The sequence below is a fragment of the Halomonas sp. Ps84H-12 genome, from assembly GCF_024124725.1.
Lineage (GTDB): Bacteria > Pseudomonadota > Gammaproteobacteria > Pseudomonadales > Halomonadaceae > Vreelandella > Vreelandella aquamarina.
Map to the genome: position 1 here is coordinate 1 of NZ_JAMXSJ010000035.1, position 23,824 is coordinate 23,824.

The 23,824-nt window shown below is 59.0% G+C and carries 25 protein-coding genes and 1 pseudogene; 14 read left to right on the forward strand and 12 right to left on the reverse strand.

Annotation, left to right across the window (positions count from 1 at the left end):
* Positions 1-185: 185 nt before the first annotated feature.
* Positions 186-1,247: an NAD(P)-dependent alcohol dehydrogenase gene (locus NH344_RS14925; protein ID WP_044628419.1), complete on the forward strand. Its 1,062-nt coding sequence runs from the start codon at positions 186-188 to the stop codon at positions 1,245-1,247.
* Positions 1,248-1,418: 171 nt separating this feature from the next.
* Positions 1,419-3,077 carry a methyl-accepting chemotaxis protein gene (locus NH344_RS14930; protein WP_044628420.1) on the forward strand — a complete coding sequence of 553 codons (1,659 nt, stop codon included), beginning with the start codon at positions 1,419-1,421 and terminating at the stop codon, positions 3,075-3,077.
* Positions 3,078-3,165: 88 nt separating this feature from the next.
* On the opposite strand, the gene NH344_RS14935 is transcribed toward NH344_RS14930, so the two are convergent.
* A complete protein-coding gene (locus NH344_RS14935) occupies positions 3,166-3,933 on the reverse strand; it encodes a class I SAM-dependent methyltransferase (protein WP_044628421.1) in 768 nt (255 codons plus the stop codon).
* 179 nt (positions 3,934-4,112) lie between these two features.
* On the opposite strand from NH344_RS14935, the gene NH344_RS14940 reads away from it, so the two are divergent.
* The 3 genes from NH344_RS14940 to NH344_RS14950 are packed head-to-tail and all read left to right on the forward strand — an operon-like array spanning position 4,113 to position 6,474.
* Complete coding sequence (locus NH344_RS14940) at positions 4,113-5,042, forward strand: formate/nitrite transporter family protein (RefSeq protein ID WP_044628422.1); 930 nt, start codon at positions 4,113-4,115, stop codon at positions 5,040-5,042.
* A gap of 36 nt (positions 5,043-5,078) precedes the next feature.
* Complete coding sequence (gene nfsA / locus NH344_RS14945; protein WP_044628423.1) at positions 5,079-5,810, forward strand: oxygen-insensitive NADPH nitroreductase; 732 nt, start codon at positions 5,079-5,081, stop codon at positions 5,808-5,810.
* 10 nt (positions 5,811-5,820) lie between these two features.
* Entirely contained in the window at positions 5,821-6,474 is a 654-nt protein-coding gene (locus NH344_RS14950; protein WP_044628424.1) for a hypothetical protein, read from the forward strand.
* A gap of 9 nt (positions 6,475-6,483) precedes the next feature.
* Here NH344_RS14950 and NH344_RS14955 read toward each other — a convergent pair whose 3' ends face one another.
* The 6 genes from NH344_RS14955 to NH344_RS14975 all read right to left on the reverse strand — a co-directional run bounded on the left by NH344_RS14955 (position 6,484) and on the right by NH344_RS14975 (position 13,061).
* Positions 6,484-7,317 (reverse strand): PEP-CTERM/exosortase system-associated acyltransferase, encoded by an 834-nt coding sequence (locus NH344_RS14955; RefSeq protein WP_044628425.1) that lies wholly within the window; start codon positions 7,315-7,317, stop codon positions 6,484-6,486.
* Between the two features lie 3 nt (positions 7,318-7,320).
* Positions 7,321-9,174, reverse strand: coding sequence for an EAL domain-containing protein (locus NH344_RS18375; protein ID WP_338107210.1), 1,854 nt, complete (start codon positions 9,172-9,174; stop codon positions 7,321-7,323).
* The gene (locus tag NH344_RS18380; RefSeq protein WP_289113679.1) at positions 9,072-10,175 is read right to left on the reverse strand and encodes a cache domain-containing protein; all 1,104 of its coding nucleotides are present in this window, start codon (positions 10,173-10,175) and stop codon (positions 9,072-9,074) included. The genes NH344_RS18375 and NH344_RS18380 overlap by 103 nt, the downstream gene beginning before the upstream one ends.
* Before the next feature lie 28 nt (positions 10,176-10,203).
* The gene (locus NH344_RS14965; RefSeq protein ID WP_228168645.1) at positions 10,204-11,403 is read right to left on the reverse strand and encodes a porin; all 1,200 of its coding nucleotides are present in this window, start codon (positions 11,401-11,403) and stop codon (positions 10,204-10,206) included.
* Positions 11,384-11,851 carry a hypothetical protein gene (locus NH344_RS14970; protein ID WP_323133905.1) on the reverse strand — a complete coding sequence of 156 codons (468 nt, stop codon included), beginning with the start codon at positions 11,849-11,851 and terminating at the stop codon, positions 11,384-11,386. The genes NH344_RS14965 and NH344_RS14970 overlap by 20 nt, the downstream gene beginning before the upstream one ends.
* Before the next feature lie 265 nt (positions 11,852-12,116).
* Positions 12,117-13,061, reverse strand: coding sequence for a glycerophosphodiester phosphodiesterase (locus NH344_RS14975; RefSeq protein ID WP_044628426.1), 945 nt, complete (start codon positions 13,059-13,061; stop codon positions 12,117-12,119).
* A 199-nt stretch (positions 13,062-13,260) separates the two neighbouring features.
* Between NH344_RS14975 and NH344_RS14980 the strand changes: the two genes are divergently transcribed.
* Genes NH344_RS14980 through NH344_RS14990 form a run of 3 tightly spaced genes read left to right on the forward strand, consistent with a single transcriptional unit; the run spans position 13,261 to position 16,015 of the window.
* The gene (locus NH344_RS14980) at positions 13,261-14,838 is read left to right on the forward strand and encodes a PQQ-dependent sugar dehydrogenase (protein WP_052509915.1); all 1,578 of its coding nucleotides are present in this window, start codon (positions 13,261-13,263) and stop codon (positions 14,836-14,838) included.
* Positions 14,839-14,891: 53 nt separating this feature from the next.
* Entirely contained in the window at positions 14,892-15,581 is a 690-nt protein-coding gene (locus NH344_RS14985) for a VIT family protein (RefSeq protein WP_044628427.1), read from the forward strand.
* Positions 15,582-15,616: 35 nt separating this feature from the next.
* Entirely contained in the window at positions 15,617-16,015 is a 399-nt protein-coding gene (locus NH344_RS14990; RefSeq protein WP_044628428.1) for a VOC family protein, read from the forward strand.
* Here NH344_RS14990 and NH344_RS14995 read toward each other — a convergent pair.
* Entirely contained in the window at positions 16,012-16,902 is an 891-nt protein-coding gene (locus tag NH344_RS14995) for a LysR family transcriptional regulator (protein ID WP_044628429.1), read from the reverse strand. The two genes, NH344_RS14990 and NH344_RS14995, sit on opposite strands and share 4 nt — an antisense overlap.
* Before the next feature lie 122 nt (positions 16,903-17,024).
* Here NH344_RS14995 and trpB point away from each other — a divergent pair, with 122 nt between their 5' ends.
* The 4 genes from trpB to NH344_RS15015 all read left to right on the forward strand — a co-directional run bounded on the left by trpB (position 17,025) and on the right by NH344_RS15015 (position 20,521).
* The gene (gene trpB, locus NH344_RS15000; protein ID WP_253028079.1) at positions 17,025-18,242 is read left to right on the forward strand and encodes a tryptophan synthase subunit beta; all 1,218 of its coding nucleotides are present in this window, start codon (positions 17,025-17,027) and stop codon (positions 18,240-18,242) included.
* A gap of 20 nt (positions 18,243-18,262) precedes the next feature.
* Positions 18,263-19,123 carry a tryptophan synthase subunit alpha gene (trpA, locus tag NH344_RS15005; RefSeq protein WP_253028080.1) on the forward strand — a complete coding sequence of 287 codons (861 nt, stop codon included), beginning with the start codon at positions 18,263-18,265 and terminating at the stop codon, positions 19,121-19,123.
* A 162-nt stretch (positions 19,124-19,285) separates the two neighbouring features.
* Positions 19,286-19,606, forward strand: coding sequence for a hypothetical protein (locus tag NH344_RS15010; RefSeq protein WP_253028081.1), 321 nt, complete (start codon positions 19,286-19,288; stop codon positions 19,604-19,606).
* 21 nt (positions 19,607-19,627) lie between these two features.
* Positions 19,628-20,521 carry a dihydrodipicolinate synthase family protein gene (locus tag NH344_RS15015; protein ID WP_044628433.1) on the forward strand — a complete coding sequence of 298 codons (894 nt, stop codon included), beginning with the start codon at positions 19,628-19,630 and terminating at the stop codon, positions 20,519-20,521.
* Between the two features lie 26 nt (positions 20,522-20,547).
* On the opposite strand, the pseudogene NH344_RS18385 reads toward NH344_RS15015, so the two are convergent.
* The 3 genes and pseudogenes from NH344_RS18385 to NH344_RS15035 form a co-directional block, all read right to left on the reverse strand.
* Positions 20,548-21,515, reverse strand: a pseudogene (locus tag NH344_RS18385) (putative zinc-binding metallopeptidase).
* Positions 21,516-21,606: 91 nt separating this feature from the next.
* Positions 21,607-22,374 (reverse strand): SDR family oxidoreductase, encoded by a 768-nt coding sequence (locus tag NH344_RS15030; RefSeq protein WP_253028082.1) that lies wholly within the window; start codon positions 22,372-22,374, stop codon positions 21,607-21,609.
* Positions 22,371-22,700 carry a nuclear transport factor 2 family protein gene (locus tag NH344_RS15035; protein ID WP_044628435.1) on the reverse strand — a complete coding sequence of 110 codons (330 nt, stop codon included), beginning with the start codon at positions 22,698-22,700 and terminating at the stop codon, positions 22,371-22,373. The genes NH344_RS15030 and NH344_RS15035 overlap by 4 nt, the downstream gene beginning before the upstream one ends.
* A gap of 92 nt (positions 22,701-22,792) precedes the next feature.
* Between NH344_RS15035 and NH344_RS15040 the strand changes: the two genes are divergently transcribed.
* Complete coding sequence (locus NH344_RS15040) at positions 22,793-23,167, forward strand: helix-turn-helix domain-containing protein (protein WP_044628436.1); 375 nt, start codon at positions 22,793-22,795, stop codon at positions 23,165-23,167.
* Complete coding sequence (locus NH344_RS15045) at positions 23,151-23,654, forward strand: GNAT family N-acetyltransferase (RefSeq protein WP_228168642.1); 504 nt, start codon at positions 23,151-23,153, stop codon at positions 23,652-23,654. The genes NH344_RS15040 and NH344_RS15045 overlap by 17 nt, the downstream gene beginning before the upstream one ends.
* Here NH344_RS15045 and NH344_RS15050 read toward each other — a convergent pair.
* Positions 23,629-23,814: an ester cyclase gene (locus tag NH344_RS15050; protein WP_228168641.1), complete on the reverse strand. Its 186-nt coding sequence runs from the start codon at positions 23,812-23,814 to the stop codon at positions 23,629-23,631. The genes NH344_RS15045 and NH344_RS15050 overlap by 26 nt on opposite strands.
* Between the last annotated feature and the right edge of the window lie 10 nt (positions 23,815-23,824).

The window sequence follows — 23,824 nt, forward strand, 5'->3', positions numbered from 1 at the left end:
CGAAGGCGGCAGCAGGTAATCGGTCTGGCGATCCACAGGGATGAAGCGGCTCATGGCGATCTTCTCAGCTCGGCGATGACGGTGGTCAGTATCTCACGGTGCAACGGAAAGACCGACAGGCTGCTAGGCAGCCAATAATGAAAACACCTTCCGCCTCTGCGGGATGCATCAAAAAAGGAGTTTTCATGAGCCAAGCAAAATCTTACGCCGCGTTTTCCGCTGACAAGCCGCTCGCGCCGTTTACCTTTGATCGTCGTGAGCCTCGCCCTGACGATGTTGCCATTGAAATCCTTTACTGCGGCGTATGTCACAGCGACCTGCACTTTGCACGCAACGACTGGGGCATGACCCAGTATCCCGTGGTGCCTGGTCACGAAATCGTGGGCCGTGTGACGTCCGTGGGCAGCGACGTGACCCGTTTCAAAGCCGGTGATTTGGTCGGTGTGGGTTGTATGGTCGATTCCTGCCGCACCTGCTCCGCCTGTCAAGATGGCGTCGAACAGTACTGCTTGGAAGGCTTCACCATGACCTACGGCAGCCCGGACCGCCAAGACGGCACCATGACGCAGGGTGGTTATTCCGACGCCATCGTCGTCAGTGAGCACTTCGTGCTGAAAATGCCGGACGGTATCGATCTAGCCTCAGCAGCCCCCATCCTGTGCGCCGGTATCACCACCTACTCTCCGCTGAAGCATCACGGTGTAGGCAAAGGTCATAAAGTAGGCGTGATTGGTATGGGTGGCCTGGGCCATATGGGGGTCAAACTGGCCAAGGCATTGGGCGCCGAAGTGACGGTCTTCACGCGCTCCGATGCCAAGGTGGAAGAAGCCAAGCGTAACGGTGCCGACCATGTGGTGGTCTCCAGCGACCAGGCGCAAATGGACGCCGTGGCCGAGACGTTCGACTTCATGCTCGATACCGTGCCGGTTCAACACGACTTGAACCCTTACCTCGCATCGCTGAAGTACGACGGTACGCATATTCTGGTCGGCCTTCTAGAACCCATCGAACCGGCCATCGAAGCATTCAATCTGGTGTTCAAGCGCCGCGTCGTCGCAGGCTCTCTCATCGGCGGCATTGCGGAAACCGAGGAGCTGCTCAAGCTTTGTGCCGAGCAGAACATCTCTTGCGATATCGAAATGCTCGATATTCACAAGATCAACGAAGGCTTCGAGCGTATGGAGAAAGGGGACGTGCGCTACCGCTTCGTGATCGACATGGCGACGTTGAAAGATACCGCTGCCTAAGCCATCGTGCTCCAGCAAGCCCACCGCAAGTTGGCGGTGGGCTTTTTTGTTCGTTCGTTATGTCATCTTCGTTGGTAGACAAAGGTCTTAGTGTCTTCATATTACTTCCTGTGATGCTTTACCCTCGTGATGAGTGGGGTGACGACTAAAAAAGCATAAGGGAACAGAATGATGAAACGACTCTCCATAAAATGGAGCCTGACGGCGGCCCTGGCGCTGCTCGTCGTGATGATTGGCTTGATCAGTGCACTGGGGTTTTACACCAACACAACGAGTGATCGAGCACTCAACGAGATCAATAATATCAACGTGCGGCTTGCCAACTTGGCAAACCGTACTCAAGTGAACGCGCTCAGAGCGCAAACCTTCCTCGACCGTTCGGCCAGCTTCAGTACCCAAGGCAACCCTGACAAAGGGCAGCAGAGCTTAGCCATGGCGGCAGAGGCCGTGGCGGCAGCGCAAACCCGCTTCGCTGAGTTCTCGGCGATCCCGGTCACGCCGGGCAGCGAGCTGGCCCAACGGCGTGATAGCGTGGTCGAGGCCTACCATGCCTTTGTGACCGACGGCATCGTGCCGCTCTTGGACGCCGCGCCGTTTCAAATTCAGCGCCAACAGGAGGCGTTGGGGGAGCTGGGAGCCGACCTGGATGTCGCGATGGGCGAGTTCGTGGCCTACACCGAAGCACGCGGCCAGCAGGTCATGAGTCAGGTAGACCGCTTAGCGACGATCGGCGGCGCAGTGGCGATAGGTTTGCTGCTGTTTTCACTGCTGGCGGCGATCGCCATTCGTATCGCGATGATGCGTGGCGTGGTGAACCCGCTCCAGCAGGCGCTCGGCCATTTCGATCGCATCGCCAACGGTGATTTGACCGGGCGTATCGAGGACCGTGGACATAATGAAATTGGCCAGCTCTTTATCGGGCTGGCGACCATGCAAGAGAAACTGAAGACGCTGGTCATGTCCCTTCGCAGCAGCAGCGAGCACGTCTACAGCGGTGCCAGCGATATCTCATCGGGTAGCCAAGATCTCTCGTCGCGCACCGAGCAACAGGCCTCGGCGCTGCAGCAGACGGCCTCGAGCATGGAGCAAATGGCCACCACGGTGGGTAAAAATGCCGAGATAGCGCAAGAGGCCGATCAACTGTCGGTCACGGCGTCTCAGTCTGCCGAGGCGAGCGGTGAAGAGGTCGAGCGTACCGTTCAGCTCATGCGTGAGATCGCCGCCAGTGCCGACCGGGTCAACGATATTATCGGGGTGATCGACTCGATTGCCTTTCAAACCAACATACTGGCGCTGAATGCTTCGGTCGAGGCGGCCCGGGCTGGCGAGCAGGGGCGTGGCTTTGCGGTGGTGGCGAGCGAAGTACGTTCCCTAGCGACACGCAGTGCCGAGTCGGCCAAAGAGATACGGGGCCTGATCGAACAGACCACGTCGCAAATCACCACGGGCGCCACTCAAGCCGAGCGCAGCGGGGAGACCCTAAGCCAAACCGTCGATGCCATCCGCCAAGTCACCACGTTGATGGGCGAGATTTCCACGGCAACGCGCGAGCAAAATAGCGGCATCGAGCAGATCAATGCCGCGCTGACGGAAATGGACTCGGTGACGCAGCAAAACGCCGCGCTGGTGCAGCAAACCAGCTCGGCAGCCAGCGCGCTGGAAGCTCAGGCGAGCCAGTTGGCAACGCTGATGGCCACCTTCAGGCTGGCCGAAGGTAGCCAAGCGCCAGCGGCCAGCGCACCCACATTAGCGCAACCGCCGCAGCATGCGCCTGCCAAGCCCGCTACGTCTACGGCGGCGCCCAACAACGACGATTGGGATGAGTTCTAGCCAAGCAGCCATCTCGAACATCACGAAACAGGGCGGCTAGAGGGCCGCCCTGATGATGGATGCCGACATCGATAGGAAGGAGCGCGTTTTAAGCGTGGGCGACAACGCGAATACGTACGTAGTCCGCCGTCCAGTTACCTTGGCCGTCGCTTAGGCTATGGGCCAGCAGGTTGAGGGTGTTGTCGAAGATAGCGTCTTTCAGGTCCGGGTCTAACCCGTGAAAGAAGGGACTCGCAAAGGTGTCTAGCCAGCTTGCCATGCCTTTGGGTAGCGGCGTAGGGCGCGGAATGAGTTCGACGCTTTCCACACGAAAACCGACCGTTTGCAGAAGGTTGGTGTACTCCTGTGTGGTCGGAAAATACCAGGCGTGGCGTCCCTTCGAGCTAATGCCGCGAAACTGTAGCGAGGCAATCAGTGCGGTGCAGATCGCTGCCACATTGCCATGGCCACCAAACTCCGCCACGAATCGTCCGCCGGGTTTCAAAGCCCGCTTTATTCCCGCCAGCACGGCTTGAGGGTCGAGCATCCAGTGCAGCGCCGCATTGCTGAAGACCGCATCGAATTCGTGGTCGAAGGGCAATTGATGGCCGTCGATCACACGCGCCGTCACCCCTCGCTGTTGGGCGGCGGCGACCATCTCTTCTGACGCATCGATACCCAGCACGTCGGCGCCAAGTTGCATGATGCGCTCGGTAAGCGCACCGTCACCACAGCCCAAGTCCAAAATACGCTGTCCAGGCTGCGGCGATAGCAGGCGCACGACCTCCATACCTAGGTCAGGAACAAAGCTGGCGTGTTCCGCATACCGACCGGCGTTCCATGCCTGACCGGGCGGTGTGTGAGAGGCGTGTGACATATCGGCTTCCTAGCAACGTTAATAGGCCTGAGTATTACAAACAGTATAGCGAGCCTTGGCTATCCCGCGTGCAACAGTGCGTAAAAATTCTTTTATCCACCGTACGTTAACCCGCTTGAGTAGCTACCCAATCTTAGACAATAGCGTTACGCTGAAACCTCACCAGGGAGAGAGCCGGTATGAACCAACAACATCAAGCGGATGATAATTTTGAAGGGGGGGATCAGGGTCGTGAGGCGACCGGCCAGCGCGAACCCACCTCCCAGGCGTCCGGTACTCAGCAGGAAACACGAGAAGCGAATTTGCCTTCCAGAGCGGCCGTGGTGCATCAGCATTTACGCCTAGAAGGGCAAAAAGAGCTCTCAAGAGACTCCATGGCGTTGCTATGGTCAGCCATTGCAGCGGGGATTTCGATGAGTTTCTCCATGGTGGCACGTGGCGTACTGCATGCCCATCTGCCGCAAACCGATATTGGCTTTTTAGTCGAGTGTTTAGGCTATACCGTGGGCTTCATCGTCGTCATTTTGGCCCGCCAACAGTTATTTACCGAAAACACGGTCACTGCCGTTCTGCCTGTGATGAGCCGACCCACGTTACCCAATCTGGGAGCATTGGGCAGGCTATGGGGCGTGGTATTGGTAGGCAACCTGATGGGGGCGGCGCTCTCCTCGTTTACTTTTTTGCACATGCCGATGTTCGACGAAGCGACGCACCAGGCGTTCATCGCGCTAGGAGAGCACATGATGGCCAACACGCCCATGGAAATGTTCTCTAAAGGGATTCTCGCTGGTTGGATGATTGCGACCCTGGTATGGCTGATTCCCGCTGCCGATCAAGCCAAAGTGTGGATGATCATCATCGTGACCTATGTCATGGCGATTGGTGAATTCACCCACATCATCGTCGGCACCAGCGAAGCGCTGTATTTGGTGTTCGATGGCCATATTACATGGTCCGACGCGGTTGTCGGGTTCGCGCTACCGACGCTGGCTGGTAACGTCATTGGCGGTACCTTCATTTTTGCGCTGATCAGCCATGCCCAGATTCGCGGCGACGTCGAGGCGCAGCGAGAGTGTAAGCAGGGCCTGTTCAACCGTCGCCAGCGCTAACTTTCTCAATAGACGATTACTCAGGAGGCAACTGGTATGAATGATGTCATCAAGCTACTGAACGCCCACCGTTCGATTCGTAAATTCACCGATCAAGCGATCCCCCAAGGCCTGCTGCGTGAACTGATTCAAGCGGGCCAAGCGGCGGCAACGTCGAGCCATGTACAGGCATATACGGTGATCCATGTGAAAGATGCCGCTAATCGAGAAGCCATCGCGGAGCTGGCCGGAGGCCAAGGCTACGTAGCCAGCAGCGCGGCGTTTTTGGTTTTCTGTGCCGATATGAAGCGACCTACGGAAGCGTCTGAGCGCACCGGTGCCAACGTCGAACGCGGTATGACAGAACAGCTCTTGGTGGCCACCGTGGATACGGCGCTGATGGCACAAAACGTGGCAGTCGCGGCGGAGTCCGAGGGCTTGGGCATTTGCTATATCGGTGGCATTCGCAATAACCCGGAAGCCGTTAGTGAACTATTGCGCCTGCCAGCCCATGTGTATCCCGTGTTCGGCATGTGCCTGGGCTACCCAGCACATCAGCCGGAAGTGAAGCCGCGCCTGCCCGTTGAAGCGATTCTGAAAGAGGACTACTACACTGAGGATAGCGATCATGTAGCCGCCTTTGACGACACCATGCAGGCGTACTATCAATCGCGTAGTAGCGGTAATAAAAACAGTGATTGGTCGCACAACCTAACCCCTCTATTCGATAGCAAGCTGCGCCCCCATATGCGTGACTTCTTGGTGAAACGCGGCTTTACCATGAAATAAGGAGTCCTCTATGTCTCTACAGCGTGCCTATGTGCTACTGGCCGGGCTTTATAGCCTGTTACCCGTCATGGGCGTCGTGGCGATCTTTGCCGGCGGGGGAACGCCGCTGGCCATGGCGCACTTGTTCTTCGGAGCGCTAGGCGTGGTGGGGCTGTGGGGATACATCTTGAATCGCGCCATGATGAGCCAACGCATGTGGCGGCCGCTGGCAGCGGTCTTGTTGGTCGGTAGCGTGATTCAGCTCGTCATCATGCTGACCATGCCGGTATCGGGCGTACTGTTGACTTGGATGCTGACCAGCAGCATTTTCGCTGTTCTGCTGGCGGTCCTCCTCTACCACTACGGTAACCGCGACCAGCCGTTATGGGCCACCGACGAAGAGCGTGATGCGGCCAAGCGGCTGGCGACGCTGTTGGAGCAGCAGTCGAAAGTCACGCTGGTGTACCGGGAGCCGGGGCATGAAAATAGCGTCAACGTCGTCAAAGCTGGCAACGACTACCTAGCCAACGTGACGCGTCGCTACCAAGCGGACGATGAGCATCGGCAGGAAACCTTCGAGCGCCGTTTTCGGCATCCTGAAACGCTCGTGTATTTCGTCGATAAGTTTGCCAGCATCTCGCCCACTAGCGTTTCGACGTCGTCCTCCATGACGCCTGCCGTTTAGGGGAAACGTCTATCGGCAAGAGGGGCAGAGCGATGCCAAAAGCTGCACAGCCAGCTGCGTTTTGATGGTGTGGTACAGCGGGACGATGCGCTTGGGCAGATGCGCCTCCGCTACCCGCTGGTCGATGTAGTAGGGCGCTCGGCTGCCGCAATAATTGATCACCCCACCTACTTGTTGAAAATGCAGTCCGGACGCTTTCAATAAACGGCTAAAGCGAGGCTCCAACATGGCAAAGACATGGTGGCGCCCGCTCAACCCCACCATGGCCGTGGCGGCAAGAAAGAGGCTAAGACTCAACAAGGCCGGGCTCTCTTTGATGCTTTCGTAAGGCGTTTGAGCCGTTGGTGAAGTCGAAGGGAAGTCCTGAGAGGCAAGCTCAGGACGCGAGAGCGGTTTTTTCCGCACGGTGGGGTGGACGGCCAATCGCGACACTTCGCACGTTTTGTCAGAAGAAAAGGCATGTGGATGGGTATCAGGCATGAAGAGAGGAGCAGGATAGTACGCTTCCAACGGTAGGGAACATAAAGGTCGACCACGGACGGGTTCGATCAACACGACCCTGACGCAGCCCACGTCGATACCCGTCGCGTTATGGTGAAGCAAGCAGAGCAGTGAGTGTTGATCGTGTGCGTCGCACTCGATGTTCAGCGTGTTTTCATTACCAATGGCATAGTTGAGTTCTTCGATGAAGACCGCGTGGCGCAGCGCAAACGCTCGATATTGTTCGTCTGGGGTCTGGGCAATGAGCAACGTAAAGTGGTCATTGAAAAACGTTGGGCTAAACGTGCTCTCTTGAAGCGTATCAGGTGGCGTCCTGGTGGGTTTTATTGTCGTTATCCCCATCGTTCATCCTCTCAGTAGCTGCGCTAGGGGCAGTGGCTTGCCTAGATGAAAGCCTTGCCCGTATGTAATACCGTACCCTTGTAGGATAGGCAGTAGCGGCGCTTGGTCGACGAACTCTGCTATGGTTTGCTTGCCAAACCCTTTGGCGATGTCGGCTATGGCTTTCACGATGGTATGGCTATCGGGACTGATCAATAAGCTACGAATGAACGAGCCGTCTATTTTGATGTAATCCACCGGTAGCTGGCCCAAATAGTGAAAGCTGCTAAAGCCAATACCGAAATCGTCCAATGCCGTGCGGCAGCCTAAATCGCGCACCGTTTGTAACACGTTGCGTGCGGTCGAAAAGTCGGTGATCGCAGCGGTTTCGGTGACTTCGAGAATCAAATGATGAGGGTCAGCGCCACTACACTGCAGCTCGTCGGTTAGATACTGCTTTAGCTCCAAGTCATGCAGCGACTGCCCTGACAGATTCACCGCCAAGGAAATACCGCGATCTTGCAGCGTACCAAGCGCTTGCACGCTATGCTGGATGACCCATCGGTCCAGCGGTACCACCAAGCCACTCTGTTCGGCAATGGCAATGAAGTGCTGTGGAGCGATCAGGTTGCCGTCGGGATGGCGAAGACGCAGCAGTACTTCATAATGTTTGATATCTTGATCGGCCAAACGCACGATGGGTTGCACCATCAGTTCGAAGCTGTCGTTTTCCAGCGCGTGATGCAACTGCTCTACCCAATACACGCGATCCTGTAACTCGTCTTTTGCGTTTTCGGCCTGGGATAGGAGATACCAACGCTGGTGAGTGCTCTCCTTGGCTTTGTACATCGCCATGTCGGCGCTCGCCAGCAGATCGGCGGGGTTGCGCCCGTGAAGTGGGAAGAGCGCAATGCCCATGCTGGCGGAGATATGGTGCTTTCTGCCCGCCGATTGGAAACCGATCCCGCTTAGCAGCTGATGAATATACCCCGCCATGCTAATGGCCTGCTCGCTGCTGACCCCTTCCAGCAGCAGCGCGAACTCATCCCCACCCAGGCGTGCAATGATGCTGCGCTGGCCAAGGTTCAAGAACAGCGTCTCGGCGACCTCGCGCAGAAGATGATCGCCAACGTGGTGGCCGCTGAGCTCGTTGATCTCTTTGAACTGATCCAAATCCAGCAGCAAGATGGCGCCTTCGCCGTTGTGCAACAGCGCATTTTGCAGGGCATCCTGAAAATAGCGGCGATTGAACAGCTCCGTGAGCGGGTCGCGTTCTGCTAACCAAATCAGCCGCTCTTCGGCTGCTTTGCGTTCGGTAATGTCCAACCCTACCGAAATGCACAGCGCCTCTTCCCGGGGGCTAGCGGGCAGGACGGAGTGGTACCACGCAACGATGCAGCAGCGTTTATTGGCGGTTTGTAGGGTTTTCTCTTCCTGGTGTGGCGCGGACGATGCGGAATCGAACGACGCATCTTTTGCCATGAAGCGTCCCGGCAGCGCCGTGTGGCGGGCTTGATCGAAAATATCGCTAAAGTGGCGGCCAATGAGTTCGCTATCTTTCAGCGCCAAGCGAGTGCGGGTGTAGTCGTTGATCCGCCGAATACGCCCTTCCTGGCTATGTACCACGATAAATACCTGAGCGGTATCTAGCAGACTGTTGACGAAATCTCTCTCATGAGCCAGCTCGTCGATACGCTCGGCCAACTGGCGGCTGTTTTCGGTCACGCTGGCTTCCAAGTTCGCTAACTGGTTCGCCAGCGTGCGAGTCGCGCGCTCTACCACATCGATTTCGTTGGAGAGCCGTGGCGTGCGCGCAGGCAGTTTGCCGCGTACCTCCGTAAAGTCCCTTCTGGCCAGCGCCGGTAACAGCGCGGCCACTCGACGTAGGCGTGCCATGGGACCCAGTAGAATGGCGAGGAGTAACAGTTGAGCAGCCAGCCTGCCACGCCGAGCAGCAGCAGCGTATTGGTGGCTTTCTGAATCGCGACGACCTGCGCCGTCACATCGGAAATCAGCAGAAAATAGCCGGTGCTGCGCCAGTCGGCATCGTTCTCCATGTAAACGGCGCTGAGTTCTAAGTCGCGCTGCGCGTAGGACAGGTTGAGCGGCCGTTTGGCCAGTTCCGCAATGGGCGCCGAGCGCGCCGCGCGTTCCAGCAGAGGCAGCGTCGTCTCGCGGCTGGTAAGGGCAACCAAGTGGCCGTTCCACTCCGGCAGCTGGCGGCTCGCCTCTAAGCGGTTCGTGCCGGTGTAGCCCGCCACTAATAGGGCAACCTCACTACCAGAAACTTCTCTGGCTTCCCGGGTCACGTCAGCCAGCGAACGAGACAGCACCACCATGCCAATGCTGCTGCCTGCCAATAAAATAGGCACGGCGGCGAACTGCTGACAGGTCAGCCCGCAGCGCAGCGTGGTCATCGGGGCCTCGCTTGACAGCACCTCGTCGACCCAGCCCTCGACGGGTATATCTAACGGGGGGTGGTTGCCACCGGAGTGGCCGAGCAACCGTCCCAATGGGTCGAACACAAAGACCTCGTCCACACCCGCCTCCAATTGCAGCGGTGGCCACTGATCGCGTAGCGCGTCATCGATGGCGGTAACATCGCCGATGGACAGTGCCTCGCCGAGGGGGGCTGCTGAAGCAGTGAGCCCCGCCAACTGGCGTAAGTTATCGGCAGAGCGTTGAAGGGCAAGGCGTATCTCGCGCTGCTGGCGCTCGTGATGGGCCACGCGGCTATTGGCAAACTGCTGGGTCAGGTGGTGATGCCCAAGCCAAATGAGCAGTGCCACCAACGTCAGCAACAGAAGGCTGCTAAGCGCGGTGACCCGCCAAGCGAGGCTAAACCGATGACGTGCTGGTAAAGAAGAAAACCGACTCATCACAGCAGTTCCCGATCAGGTCCATGGGTTAGAAGCGCAGCGATAGTTGAAAAAGCAGCATATTCCAGCGTTGGCGTGTGGCGTTGGCGTCTGGATTGTCTTGATTGGGTAGCCAGCCAGTGCCATCCACCGCGTGGTACTCGCCTGCCAACATCAGCCTGGGCGTGGGCGTCCACTGCACGCCCAGTGTCAGGTCGTCGGCAAACTGTGAATGGGCCGGGCCAAGGCCTGCCTGCTGATAGCGCTGGCCCGAGCGGTCGTCAGTGTCGTTGATCAAGCGATCGAAACGGACCAGCCCGCTCCAGGTAGGCGTAAAGCGGTACTGATATTGCACGTACCAGCTCTCGCCGGTGATATCGAAGGTGCGCGGCAAGGAGTCGCCGTCGAGGGACTGTTGGCGACGCGCGTACTCGGCGGTTAGGCTCCAGTACTCATCGTTGTACTGAAGCGAAGCGATCCAGGGCTGGAACTCGAAATCGGCAGCCTGGCCGCCAAGCGATGTATCGAGGTTCACCTTGGCGGTACTTAGCGCCGCGACCCACTGGCCGGTAGGGTCTTCGAAAAGCAGTTGGGCAATCGCGGAAGGCTCTGCCGCCGAGACATCCTGCGCCGCACCATTGAAGAGCTGGCGCGTGAGCGTCGAGCCGGTTTGCGGGCGGCCAAGCCCACTGCGAAAACGCAGCGTGCCTGCGTCAGTGTAGGCTTCCCAATAGACGCTCACGCCATCGGCGGCCAGGCCCAGGGCGCGGGTGCGATCGAAATAGATAGATTGCGGCAGTAAGATGCTGGGCCGTGTGAACGCCACGTCGCGGGTTTGGTTGTAGAGTCCGAAAGGGTTCTTGAAACGTCCGAGCTGAACGCCCACCGTGCGTGAGGTATTGGAGCTCATTTGATAGTCGATGACGCCGTAATCCAGCGTGGGCTCGGCATCCTCGGTGTCGCCGCCAGCGCGGCGGCTCAACAGTTGGGCGGCCACCAGAACCTTACGGTGAGGACGAAACGACGCGTTCAACCCAAGCTCGGTGAACTCCAGGCTGCCTGCGTGATCGCTACTGGCACCAAAAAAATCGTTATCATCGGTGACCACCAGCGCTTGGCTAAGAAAGCCATGTACCTGCAGCGTATCGCTTGGGTGGTCATTACCATGAGCGCCCAAGGGCAGCAGCGTCAGCAGCCCTGCAGCCAGCCATGACGTGAGTAGGGAACGTTCACTCCATTGAAATGACACGGACGCTCTCATCCAGGTACTCCCTTTCAAGGTAACCCAGCGCGCCGGGTGTGCTAGCGACTTGCTGACGCATGTCGGCTTGGTCGCGTGCTCGGTTAGGGGCTTGCCCCATGCCGGAAAATACCATTCTGTCCCATGCTAACTGTAGTTGATGGGGGTAGACCCCCAACTGCTCTTTGCTAAATCGGCCGTGAACCGGGTCCCGATTGGGTAACACGTACACTTGCGCAGCCTGTCCGTTGGGCCAAGTGCGCTGGCGCATGGCGAACATGGCGCGCGCGGTATCCCGGCTAACGTTGGCAGTGCCCACCGACGGGTGGGCAATCAAAACGATCGTGTTCGGTAATTCGTTGGGCTGGGCTGACGCGGGGGTCAAAAGCAGGCCAACGGCCATGAGCGCTGTCAGGGAAGCGCTCAGCAGCGTACGTCGCGGCCTCTTAGACGGCATGACCTAAGGGGTGTCCGTGCTGGCCAAACGTCAGCGTGATGCCTCCTGTGGGGAGTGCCCACCCATTAGCTGTGAATGAATAAATGACGCGTCTCCCTTGCGACGTACGACCAAAAAAGAGCAGCCAGAGCCAAACGCTTATCGACTGTATTCAACGACGCAAGCGACACGCAATGGCAAAAACTGACCAGGGTGTCATGGTAATTTACATCACCTTTCGCGTGCGTGCGTTGGCCTGTATCAACGGTGGTGTAGGTAGCCTGGCTTACTCGCTGACGAGCTCCAGCAGGCGATCAGGATAATCGGTAAACAGGCCATCGACGCCTAGCGCCATCAACCGCTTCATCTCGTCCTGCTCATTGATGGTATACACGTGAACCGACAGGCCATGTGCCTGCGCCTGACGAACAAAATCAGCATCGATGACCTCTTGGCCCCGGTAGGCGGCATTGGTGCCAATCCCCACGGCGTATTCGGCAATGCGCTCGAAATCCTCATCTCGGATGCTGTCGGCCCCCGGCGTGGTGTCGTTCCACTCGGTCAACGTGGCGCTATCCTGCTCGCTTGGGGAGTACCAGAGCAGTTGAATGAGCGGCACATGGGGGTTCGCCGTACGCACTTTGAGCAGGCTCTCTTGGTCGAACGACTGCACCAGCACACGGCCTTGCTCGATCATGTCGTAGGCTTCCAGGCGTTCGACCAAGGCTTCTTCCAAGCCAGGGTTGAGGTCGGGGGATTTGGTCTCGATGTAATAGCGGGTCGTATGACCGAAATGATCGAACAGCTCGTCCAGCGTCAGGATTTGCGCACCGCGATACTCCTCTTCCGTACGCTCGGGGTGGGCCTCGTGGAACCATGTCCCCGTATCCAGCGTCTTTAACTCGGCCAAGGTGTAATCGTGAATATGGCCTTCGCCGTCGCTGGTACGCTCGAGGGTGTCATCGTGAAACAGCACCACCTCGCCATCGGCGCTGAGCTGCGCGTCCAGCTCTAAATAGTCTACGCCCCAACGGTGGGCGAGTTCGTAGGCCGCTAACGTACTTTCCGGTGCGTGGCCGCTTGCGCCGCGGTGGGCAATCACCTGGAAACTAGTTAAATCCTCACGCTGCTGTAACAACGGCGTATCGTTTGCCGCCGTAGCAGCGGTAGCAATGCCTGCGATCACCATCGGAGTCATCAACAGAGCAGTCATCAGGGAATAGCGCGACATAAACACTCCTTGAAAACGAGTCATAACGAAGGTCATGTAACGACCTTAACCTCGCCACATGACAAACGCACGCAGCGTCGTTGGGAATAGTGCAATGACCGTTGAATCAGTAACGGGAAACGTAAAAGCGACCAAGCATCGCCGAATGTTTTAGTCTGCTGGATAGCGTTATCAAAAAGAACCACTACAGAGGTGCGTTATGACCCAACCGCTCAGCGTCGGAGCGCGAGTTCTGCGTTTTGTCATCGCTTTGTTAGCAGGCATTATCCTGGGGAGCGTGGTGCAGACTCAGATCAATCTGGCAGCACTACAAGCGTTAGGCGTGGCTATCCCGTTTAGCGTAAGAGCATCGACTACCGGGAAAGATCTCATCCACTTTGCCCCCCTTTATGCAGCCGTACTGCTGCCTGGGTTTGCCATGTCACAGGTTGCTGCTGCGCTGATAGTTCGCCGAAAGGTGAGGAAGTGTCGCGCGCTGATTCACGCCTTAGCGGCCGTGGTCGGGCTGTGGGTCACTTTTTGGCTGGCGAATGCCTTTGCGCCCATGCCCACGTTGATTGCGGCGACTCGCGGGCCGTTAGGGTTGGTAGCCATGCTGGCTACGGCAGGGCTTGCGGGGTGGCTATTGGCAGTGCTCACACGTGGCAGGAGTAACGCTCGAGGGGCGGCCAACATAGCCGTGATGGCAGGGGCGTTACTACTGCCCGTGGCACCTTCGGTAGACGCTCAGCCTGCTCAAAGCACCTACCAAATAGACGTTTTAACGGAGGGCTTGGCGTATCCGTGGTCGCTGGCATGGTTACCCGATGGGCGCATGCTGGTCACCGAGCGCCCTGGGCGTCTTCGGCTGTTAAGCGCGCAGGGCGAGACACTGGTGGAGTCGCTGGGGGGTATTCCCGACGTTTATGCCTCTGGGCAATCGGGCCTTTTTGATGTGCTGTTATCACCCCAATTCGAGCAAGACCAACAGCTCTATCTTAGCTATGCCTGTGGCACCGCTAGCGCTAACCACACGTGCTTGGCGAAAGCGACGCTCGGGGAGAATCGCTTGGAGCAAGTGGAAGAGATATTTCGCGTACACCCAGCAAAAAGCGGCGATGCCCACTTTGGCGGCCGCCTCGCGTGGCTTGCGGATAATACCCTGGTCATGACCCTAGGCGATGGGTTTGATAACCGCGAAGAAGCGCAGCGAACGACCAGCCATATTGGCGGGATTGTGCGCCTGAATCCAGATGGCAGCGCCCCAAGCGATAACCCCTTCATCGCAGATGCTAACGCACTGCCAGCGCTTTACAGCATTGGCCACCGCAACGTGCAGGGGCTGGTCTTCGATGACGCCAATCAACGTCTCATCGCCCACGAGCACGGCCCACGAGGCGGCGATGAGTTAAACGTGATCACCCCAGGAGGCAACTACGGTTGGCCTATTGCCACTGGGGGACTAGATTACACCGGCGCTCGGGTATCCCCGTTTGAAGCGTATCCCGGCATGCTGCCACCTGCGCTTGAATGGACGCCCTCCATCGCACCTTCCGGTCTAGCGCTATACCAAGGTGAACTGTTTCCCGAATGGCAGGGCGATCTACTCGTCGGTTCGTTGGTCAATCGTGAGGTCCGCAGGGTGCGGCTGCGCGAAGACGGCGGCGCAGAAGAGGTAGAGAGGCTGTTCGGTGAGCGGGATGCCCGAATTCGCGATGTGCGGGTCGGCCCCGAAGGGGCGGTGTATCTGCTCACCGACAGCCCAGATGGGCAACTGCTGCGGGTGATGCCCCGTTAATCAACTAAACTGAATAAAGAAAGCGCTAACAGTTAGGTTGCTCAGGAGATGTCATGATTCATAAGGAACATCACCGCTCTCATCGGTCGGGCTGGTTAAGGGCCGCTGTACTAGGCGCCAACGATGGCATTGTGTCGACTAGCAGCTTGATTTTAGGGGTAGCCGCAGCGGCTACGGCACAAAGCGATATTTTGCTGGCAGGGGTGGCAGGGTTAGTCGCTGGGGCGATGTCGATGGCGGCGGGGGAGTACGTCTCAGTCAGTTCGCAATCGGACACTGAGCGGGCCGATTTGGCCATGGAGCGGAAGGCGTTAGCGCACCATTTCGATGACGAAAAAGAGGAGCTGGCCGCCATCTATGTCGAGCGTGGCCTGACGCCTGAGCTGGCCCACCAAGTCGCGGAGCAGCTGATGCAAAAAGATGCCTTGGGGGCACATGCGCGGGATGAAATCGGCATTACCGATGTGAGCCAAGCGCGGCCATTGCAGGCAGCGTTCTCATCGGCGGTGATGTTTACCCTCGGTGCGCTGCTACCGCTACTCGTCGCTTGGTGGGCACCCTTAGTGCTGCTGATACCTCTCGTTGCCATTGCGTCATTGGCGTCGCTGGCGCTGTTGGGTGCACTGGCCGCCAAAGTGGGCGGTGCGCCAGTGCGTACCGCCGCCTTACGCGTGCTGTTTTGGGGCGCGCTGGCCATGGCGTTGACATCGCTGATTGGCCGATTGTTTGGCGTTATGGCATAACCTGTATATGTCCATCGCTTGTAAGGAGAACGCGCATGCTGGCCTATACCATGGTGGGAACGAAAGACCTCGCGCGTGCTCTGCGGTTCTATACGCCGCTGTTCAATGCCATGGGGCTGGATATTTGTTGGCAAGATGATAGTTGCGTCTCATTCGGTGACCCGGACGATGTCAACGTGCCCCAATACTTCGTAGGCTACCCCTTCGATGGTCACGAGGCCACCGTCGGCAATGGCACCATGACCGCTTTCCAATTCGCCGATATCAAAGAGGTCGACACCCTGCATCACCTCGCCCTGGAAAGCGGTGGAAGCGACGAAGGCGCACCGGGTTTTCGCCCGCAGTATGGCGACGGTTTCTACGCCGCCTATGTGCGCGACCCCGATGGCAACAAGCTGGCGTTCGTGGTGTATCCGCACCGAGTAAAACTCTAACCTTTCAACTCCCTTAGTAACCAATCCACCAGCGCTTCGCTGCGGCGGGCGTTGGTGTGTTTGGGTAGCCATAGGCAAAGTCTGGCCGGGGTTTCGATGCTGCCCCAGGGGGCGACTAGCCGGCCGCTGTTTAGGTCGTCCTCCACCAGTAGCCTAGGGGCGATAGCTACCCCCAAGCCCGCTACGGCGGCTTCCATTAAGTAATAAAGATGCGCGAAACCTTGGCCCTTCTTCAGAGCCGTTTCCAAGGTGCTGCCATTCAACTTTTGAGCGGCTGCCCACTGGGGCCACGCTTGGGGGCGCGAGGCGGTATAAAGGAGCTTATTGGCAAATAGCGTTGCCGGATCAGCGTTTTGGCAAACGCTAGCCAAGCGGGGGCTGGCGACGGCGCAAATTTCCTCAGGCATCAGCGTGATCAATTCACCCTCTTCAGGCCAGGGCGGTTCGAAAAAGGCCAGCGTGACACTGGTTTCCGGCTGCCCAGGCTGCTCGGCATCGCTCACCACCACCTGAAGTTTTAGCTCCGGCAGCGCTTGGTTCAAGCGGTCTAAACGAGGAATCAGCCAGCGGGCCAGCAGACTGCCGGGGCAGGCCAGGGTAAACGGCGCTTCTTCCACCTCATGCTTGAGCAACGTGCAACTATCCCTCAGTTTTGCAAAGGCTTCGCCCACGCCGCTCTGCAGCCGTTCGCCGTGGTGGGTAAGTACCAACCCGCGCCCGGACTTTGTGAACAGCGCCACGCCAAAATACTCATCCAGGCTCTTTAGCTGGCGACTTACCGCGCCGTGGGTCACGCTCAGCTCATCGGCAGCAGCGGTCACGCTGCCTAGCCGGGCAGTGGCTTCAAAGGCGCGCAGGGCGCTCAAGGGCGGCAGGCTGTGTTGCATGGGGTCTCCTGAAACAGTTGCGTAAAACTCACAGGTGTTTGCCATCTTATCGATTTTTCTTCCCGTCTGCCTGCGCTAACGTCATTACAACCCTAAATCGCACCCAAAACGCAGAGGTCGTGATGAACCAACCTTTAACCTTGCCCGATGCCAACGGGTTGTTTGGCAGCTTTGGTGGCCGCTTTGTGGCCGAAACCCTGATGCCGCTGATTCTCGAGCTGCAGGACGAGTACGCCGCTGCAAAAAACGACCCCGAGTTTCAGCGCCAGCTCGCCTATTTTCAGGGTGATTACGTCGGCCGCCCCAGCCCGCTCTACTTTGCCGAGCGGCTCACCGAGCACTTCGGCGGCGCGAGTATTTACCTCAAGCGTGAAGAGCTGAACCACACCGGCGCGCACAAGATCAACAACTGCATCGGCCAGGTACTGCTGGCCAAGCAGATGGGCAAGAAACGGATCATCGCGGAAACCGGTGCAGGCATGCACGGCGTGGCCACCGCCACCGTGGCGGCCCGCTTTGGGTTGCCCTGCGTGATCTACATGGGCGCCACCGACATCGAGCGCCAGCAGCCCAACGTGTTCCGCATGAAGCTGCTGGGCGCGGAGATCGTGCCGGTCACCTCCGGCACCGGCACACTGAAGGATGCCATGAACGAAGCGCTGCGCGACTGGGTCACCAACGTCGACGACACCTTCTACATCATTGGCACCGTGGCAGGGCCGCACCCGTACCCGGCGATGGTGCGCGATTTCCAAGCGGTGATTGGCCACGAAACCCGCGCCCAGATGCTCGAAAAGCAGGGCCGCCTGCCGGATTCGCTGATTGCCTGCGTGGGCGGCGGCTCCAACGCCATGGGCCTTTTCTATCCGTTCATCAACGATGACAGCGTGCACATGGTCGGTGTGGAAGCGGGCGGTAAAGGCGTCAAGAGCGGCCTGCACGCCGCCAGCCTCAACGGCGGCACCCCCGGCGTATTGCACGGTAACCGTACCTACCTGCTGCAAAACGAAGATGGCCAGATTACCGACGCCCACTCCATTTCCGCAGGGCTCGATTACCCCGGCATTGGCCCCGAACACGCCTGGCTGCACGAGCAGGGGCGGGTCGAGTACGTCTCTGCCACCGATGACGAAGCGCTGGAAGCCTTCCAGATCTGCTGCCGCCAGGAGGGCATCATCCCCGCCCTGGAAACCGCCCACGCCCTGGCAGAAGTCGCCAAGCGTGCGCCGACACTGCCCCGCGAGCACCTGATGGTGGTCAACCTCAGCGGACGTGGTGACAAGGACATGAACAGCGTGGCCCAGCATCTGGGCGATCGCTTTGGCATGACACATTCATGAGCGCGATACAGGAGACTCCCATGCAACCTACCTTGCAACGTACTTCTCGGCTCGACAGCTGCTTTGCCGCGCTCAAACAGCAAAACCGCCCAGCGCTGGTCAGCTACCTCACTGCGGGCGACCCGGACCCCGAGACCTCCCGCCGCCTGCTGCACGGGCTGCCGGAGGCCGGTGTGGATATCATCGAACTCGGCATGCCGTTCAGCGACCCCATGGCCGATGGCCCCGCCATTCAAAAGGCTGCCCTGCGCGCCCTGAAAAATGGCCAAACCCAGGCCAAAACGCTGGGCATGGTGCGCGAGTTCCGTGAACAAAACGGCACGACTCCCATCGTGCTGATGGGCTACTACAACCCGATTTACTGCTACGGCGTCGAGCGTTTTCTCAGTGACGCCGCCCAGGCAGGGGTAGACGGGCTGATCGTGGTGGACCTCCCGCCTGAACACGACGAAGAGCTGTGCCAGCCCGCCGCCAAGCACGGCATCGATTTCATCCGCCTGGCTACGCCCACCACCGATGCCAAGCGCCTGCCCAAAGTGCTGGCCAACGCTTCCGGGTTCATCTACTACGTTTCCGTGGCGGGTGTGACGGGCGGCAGTGCCCCCACACCCGAGCGTCTGGAAAGCGCCGTGCACCAGCTGCGCGAACACACGCCGCTACCCATTGCCGTGGGCTTCGGCATTCGCACCGCCGAACAGGCCGCCACCATTGGCCGCTTCAGCGACGCCGTGGTAGTAGGCTCCGCGCTGGTAGATTGCATCGAACACGCCAGCAGCGGCGATGACGCCGTGTCGCGGGTGCATGGGCTCGTCAAAGCGCTGGCGGAAAGTGTGAGAGGCTGCCGAGAAGCCCAGCAGGAACATGCCAGTTTGCCAGCCTGAAGGAAGTGGGAAAGCGCTATCAAAAACACAGAGCGGGCCATCATGGCCCGCTCTGTGTTTTACTGAATCCACCACGCCCAACTTGCCGTTGTTTCTAGAAAACAGGCATCATCCACGTTTGACGGCGGGATAACGTCACGTGTACTCAAACAGAGGAAAACCATGGGCAAGCTCTTTTCATTGCTGGTACTGCTGGGGTTGGGCTACGCAGGACTCTATTTCTACTACGGCGTGGTGATCGAGAAGGAAGTCGAGCAGCAGTTAGAAGCCCGTGGGCTGTCATCGGTGAGCGTGGATGACGTCGAGTACGATTGGCTGGCCCCGGTGAGCGACAGCGCCAATGTTGCCGTGACGCTTAGCTACCGTGGCTCCCAGGCAGCAGTCAATGTGCAATTACAAGGCCACCCGCTGTTCTCTGATGACGTCACGTTACAGCTCGATAGCCTGCAAGCGCTGCGCTTGGGCCTTAGTTTCGGTCAATAAGATTTCTGAAAGGACACCCCCATGTTTACCGGTCTGAGTGCGTTTCCGCTGACTCCCATGAACGAGCAGGGCATCCACGAGCAGGAATTTATCCAGCTGGTGAGCCGTTTGGCGCAAGCGCAGGTGGATTCCATCGGCGTGCTGGGCTCCACCGGAAGCTACGCCTATTTGAGCGTGGAAGAGCGGGCTCGGGTGGCCAAGCTGAGCGTGGAAAACGCCGCTGGGGTGCCCGTGGTGGTGGGCATTGGCGCGCTGCGCACCCGGGATGTGCTGGCCAATGCCGAACATGCCCAGCAGGCCGGGGCGAGCGGGCTACTGTTAGCGCCTGTTTCTTATCAAAAGCTGACCGATGACGATGTGTTCAACCTGTTCAGCACCGTTAGCCGCGCTATCAGCGTACCGCTGTGCGTGTACGACAACCCTGGCACCACGCATTTTACGTTCAGCGACGAACTGCACGGGCGCATTGCCGAGCTGCCCCAGGTGCGCTCGATCAAAATTCCGCCGGTGTCCAACCATCCAGACGAGGCCAACGCCCGCGTGGCGCGGCTGCGGGCGCTGATTCCCGAGGACGTGACCATCGGGATCAGCGGCGACCCCGCCGCCGCCACGGGCCTGCTGGCAGGCTGTGATGCGTGGTACTCGGTGATCGGCGGGCTCTATCCAGAACTCGCGCTGGCGCTCACCCGTGCCGCCCAAGCGGGCGACACTGAAGAAACCCAAGCCCGTTCCGACGCCTTGGCCCCGCTATGGGCGCTCTATCACGACTATGGTGGCAGCCTGCGGGTGGTGGCGACCATGGCCGAACTCACTGGCCGCGTGAGCGCCCCCTGCCTGCCTCAGCCGCTGAACACCCTGCAAGGGGAGGCCCGCCAACAGGTGGCAGCGGTGATCGAAACTCTGAGCCTTCACTAAACCGCATCGAGCGAAGCGCACGTGGTTTACAGCTCTTGCGCCCCACGCCGCAGCCAGTCGTGGGCGAATGCCAGCTTGCGCAGCGCCACGTCAGAAAGCACGAATGGGTAGAGATCCGACAGCCCCATCGAACGGTTGACATGGTTAACGCCCGCTACCAAAGAGGCCGCAATATGTATCAGCCGCTCGGCGTCCGGCTCTGCGTAGGCATCCCAGTTGTGGTCGTCCGGTAGCGCGGGCGAGGTCATGCCCGACGATACGAAGCTGTCGGTGATATCCGTCAGGTGCAGCAGGTGCGAGGCGGTTTCTGCCCAATCCTCGTGGGGGTGGGAAGAGGCATAGGTGGAAAGAAAGCGCGTTTGCCAATCCGCCGGCGGGCCGTTTTGGTAGTGGCGCTGCAGCGCCGCCGGGTAGTCTTCCCGCTCATCGCCAAACGTCTCGCGGAAGGCCGTCAGAAAATCCTCTCGCAGGCTAAGCCGCCACCACAGCATATGGGCGATTTCATGGCGCATATGGCCAATCATGGTGCGGTAGGGTTCATCCAGCGCCTCTTTACGGGTGGTGCGCAGCACGGCATCCGCTTCCGCCACGCTAATCGTCACCACGCCCCCCACGTGTCCCATGGGTACCGGCGTACCGCCTTCTGCCAACATATGAAACACCGGCGGCGCGCCCGGGTCTTCCGGGCGAAACCAGTGCCAGCGGCCAGATTATCGATGACCCAGCGCTTGGCCGCCTCGGTGTGCGCCCAATGGGGTATCGCATCGGAAATGGAAGGGTCTGGCGCCAGGGCGGTCATCGCGCAGGCGCGACAGAACTCGCCCTGCTTCGGGGCAATCCAGTTACAGCCAATCACCTCGCGGTTGGCGCAGAAGGGCGGCATGGGAATGAACGCCCGCGCCTGGGGGTCGTAGGCCACCGGCACACCATCCGCCGTGACCAAATTATCGAACCAGAGTGAACCGGCACCGACCGGATTAGAAAACACGCGCATAGGCCGGGTATCTTAAGAGAAACGAAGCTTCAGTCTAGGGGCCGTCGCCCGCCGACGCCAACGGCAATTGAGATACCCGCCGACTCAAGCGCTACACCACCGGTACCGTGCCTCCATCTATCACGAACTCCGTGCCCGTAATCGAGCCCGCCAGCGGCGAGGCCACGAACGCAATCAGGTTCGCCACTTCCGCCGGGGTAGAGGGCCTGCCCAGCGGAATGCCGCCCAGCGCGCCCATGATGATCTGCTTGCCCCCCTCGTAATCGGTGCCTGCCTGCTCGGCCAGCCGCTCTGCCAAGGCAACGGCAGCCTCCGTCTCGATCCAACCCGGCGAGACGCGCACCACTCGAACGCCTTGCGGCGACACCTCCTTCGACAAACTCTTGCTGTAAGTCGAGAGCGCCGCCTTGGCCGCCGCGTAGGCGGTGGTGGATTCCGGCAAAGGCAGCTCCCGCTGAATAGAAGTCACGTGAACGATCACCCCTTCACCCTGGGCCAGCATGCCCGGCAGCAGGGCGCGGTCTAGCCGCACGGCGGGGAACAGGTTCAGCTCCTGCTGCGACTCGTCTTCACCCAGGGCCGCAAAGCCGCCCGCCGGGGCGGATGAGCCGCCCACCACATGCACGATGATATCCACACCGCCCATGCGCGCCTTCACGGCTTCTGCCACTGTCGCGCAGCCTTCGGCCGTGGTGAGATCGGCGGCGACGAACAGTTCTTCAGGTAGGGCAGCGGGGCGGTTTCGGGCGGTGGTGAGCACCTGCGCGCCCTCTTCACGAAACAGCGCCACCACAGCCGCGCCCGCGCCTTTACCACCGCCTGTAATCAATACGCGACGGCCACTAAGCTGCAGGTTCATGGGGTAATCTCCAGGCTGTGGATGCGCTCATCGACCAATTCGATATGGTGAAACAGCTGCACCGGGCTACCGGGAAAATTGCCGGTCACGGTGGTGGTAATCACCATCTTGTCGCCATCACGAGAGACATCGGTGGGCGCCACGTGGTACTCAAACTGGCGGCGGGTGTCGCGTAACCAGGCACGAATGGCGGCAATGCCCTGGTGGGTTTGCCCTTCATCCAGCACGCGGGCATCGGCGGTAAAGCACTCCGCCAGCGGGGCATCATCCGCGCCGTTGCTAATGGCGATATAGGTGGCAATGGGAGTAGAGAGTGACACGCTCATGGTAGGCCTTCCTCATCGTGGTTGCTGTACGAGGATCTTCTGCTTAGGCTTACCGATTATCAAGAACGCACAAAAAGGTAAGTGGCTTACCCATGAGAAGGATTTACACGCCCACTAGCGCGGCCAGCGGAGTGGAAGATGTATTAAAAATGCTGGAAGGGCGCTGGAAGCTGATTATTCTCTTCCACCTCTTTGACGGTAACGTGCAACGCTACTCCGATTTTGAAAAGCTGATCCCCGGCATCTCGCAAAAAATGCTCGCCCAGCAGCTACGGCAACTGGAAGCCGATGGCATCGTGGCGCGCAAGGTGTACCCGCAAGTGCCGCCCAAAGTGGAGTACCGCCTAACCGAGTGGGGCCAAGCGCTCTGCCCCGCGCTGGATGCGCTGCTGAAATGGGCCGAGCAGAAGGATCACTTCAACCACCTTGCCGAGCAGAACGAACAAGACGATGTCGCCACCCAATGAGAACCGCCTGATGCGCTACCGCACCATGACGATCAACGACTACGAAGCCGCCATTGCCCTGTGGAGCGAAAGCCAAGGCGTGCGGCTACGCGATGCCGATTCACGGGAAGGCATCGAGAAGTACCTACTGCGCAATCCCGGCCTCAGTTTTGTGGCCGAATTAGAAGGCGAAGGAGAGAGCAAAGAGGGAGATAGAAACCAAGAGAGAGCAGGAGAGCTGGTGGGTACCATCATGGCGGGCCACGATGGCAAGCGCGGCTATGTGCAGCACTTATCGGTATCACATACCCACCGCCGATTAGGCATTGCCACACAGCTGGTTAGCCTCTGCCTGGAAGCATTGAAGAACGAAGGTATTTTGAAATCACACCTGATGATTCTTCCTGAGAACGAAGCCGCCCAGCGGTTTTGGGCAAGCCAAGGCTGGGCCTACCGATCTGATATTTTGCTTTATTCGTTTGTTAACGGGGATAACCACAACGTTTAACTGAGCTGAGCCTCAATCGCAGCCTGCACGCGACATGGGGTGAATCAATCGCCAAAAGCTCAATATTGAAGTGAAGGTCCGGTATCTGCTCATAATTGGCTTCAAGCATAGCGCGATAACCCTCAAGCCCTAGACTGGTTGGCGTGCGGGCATTCGCCAAGGGTAAGCAG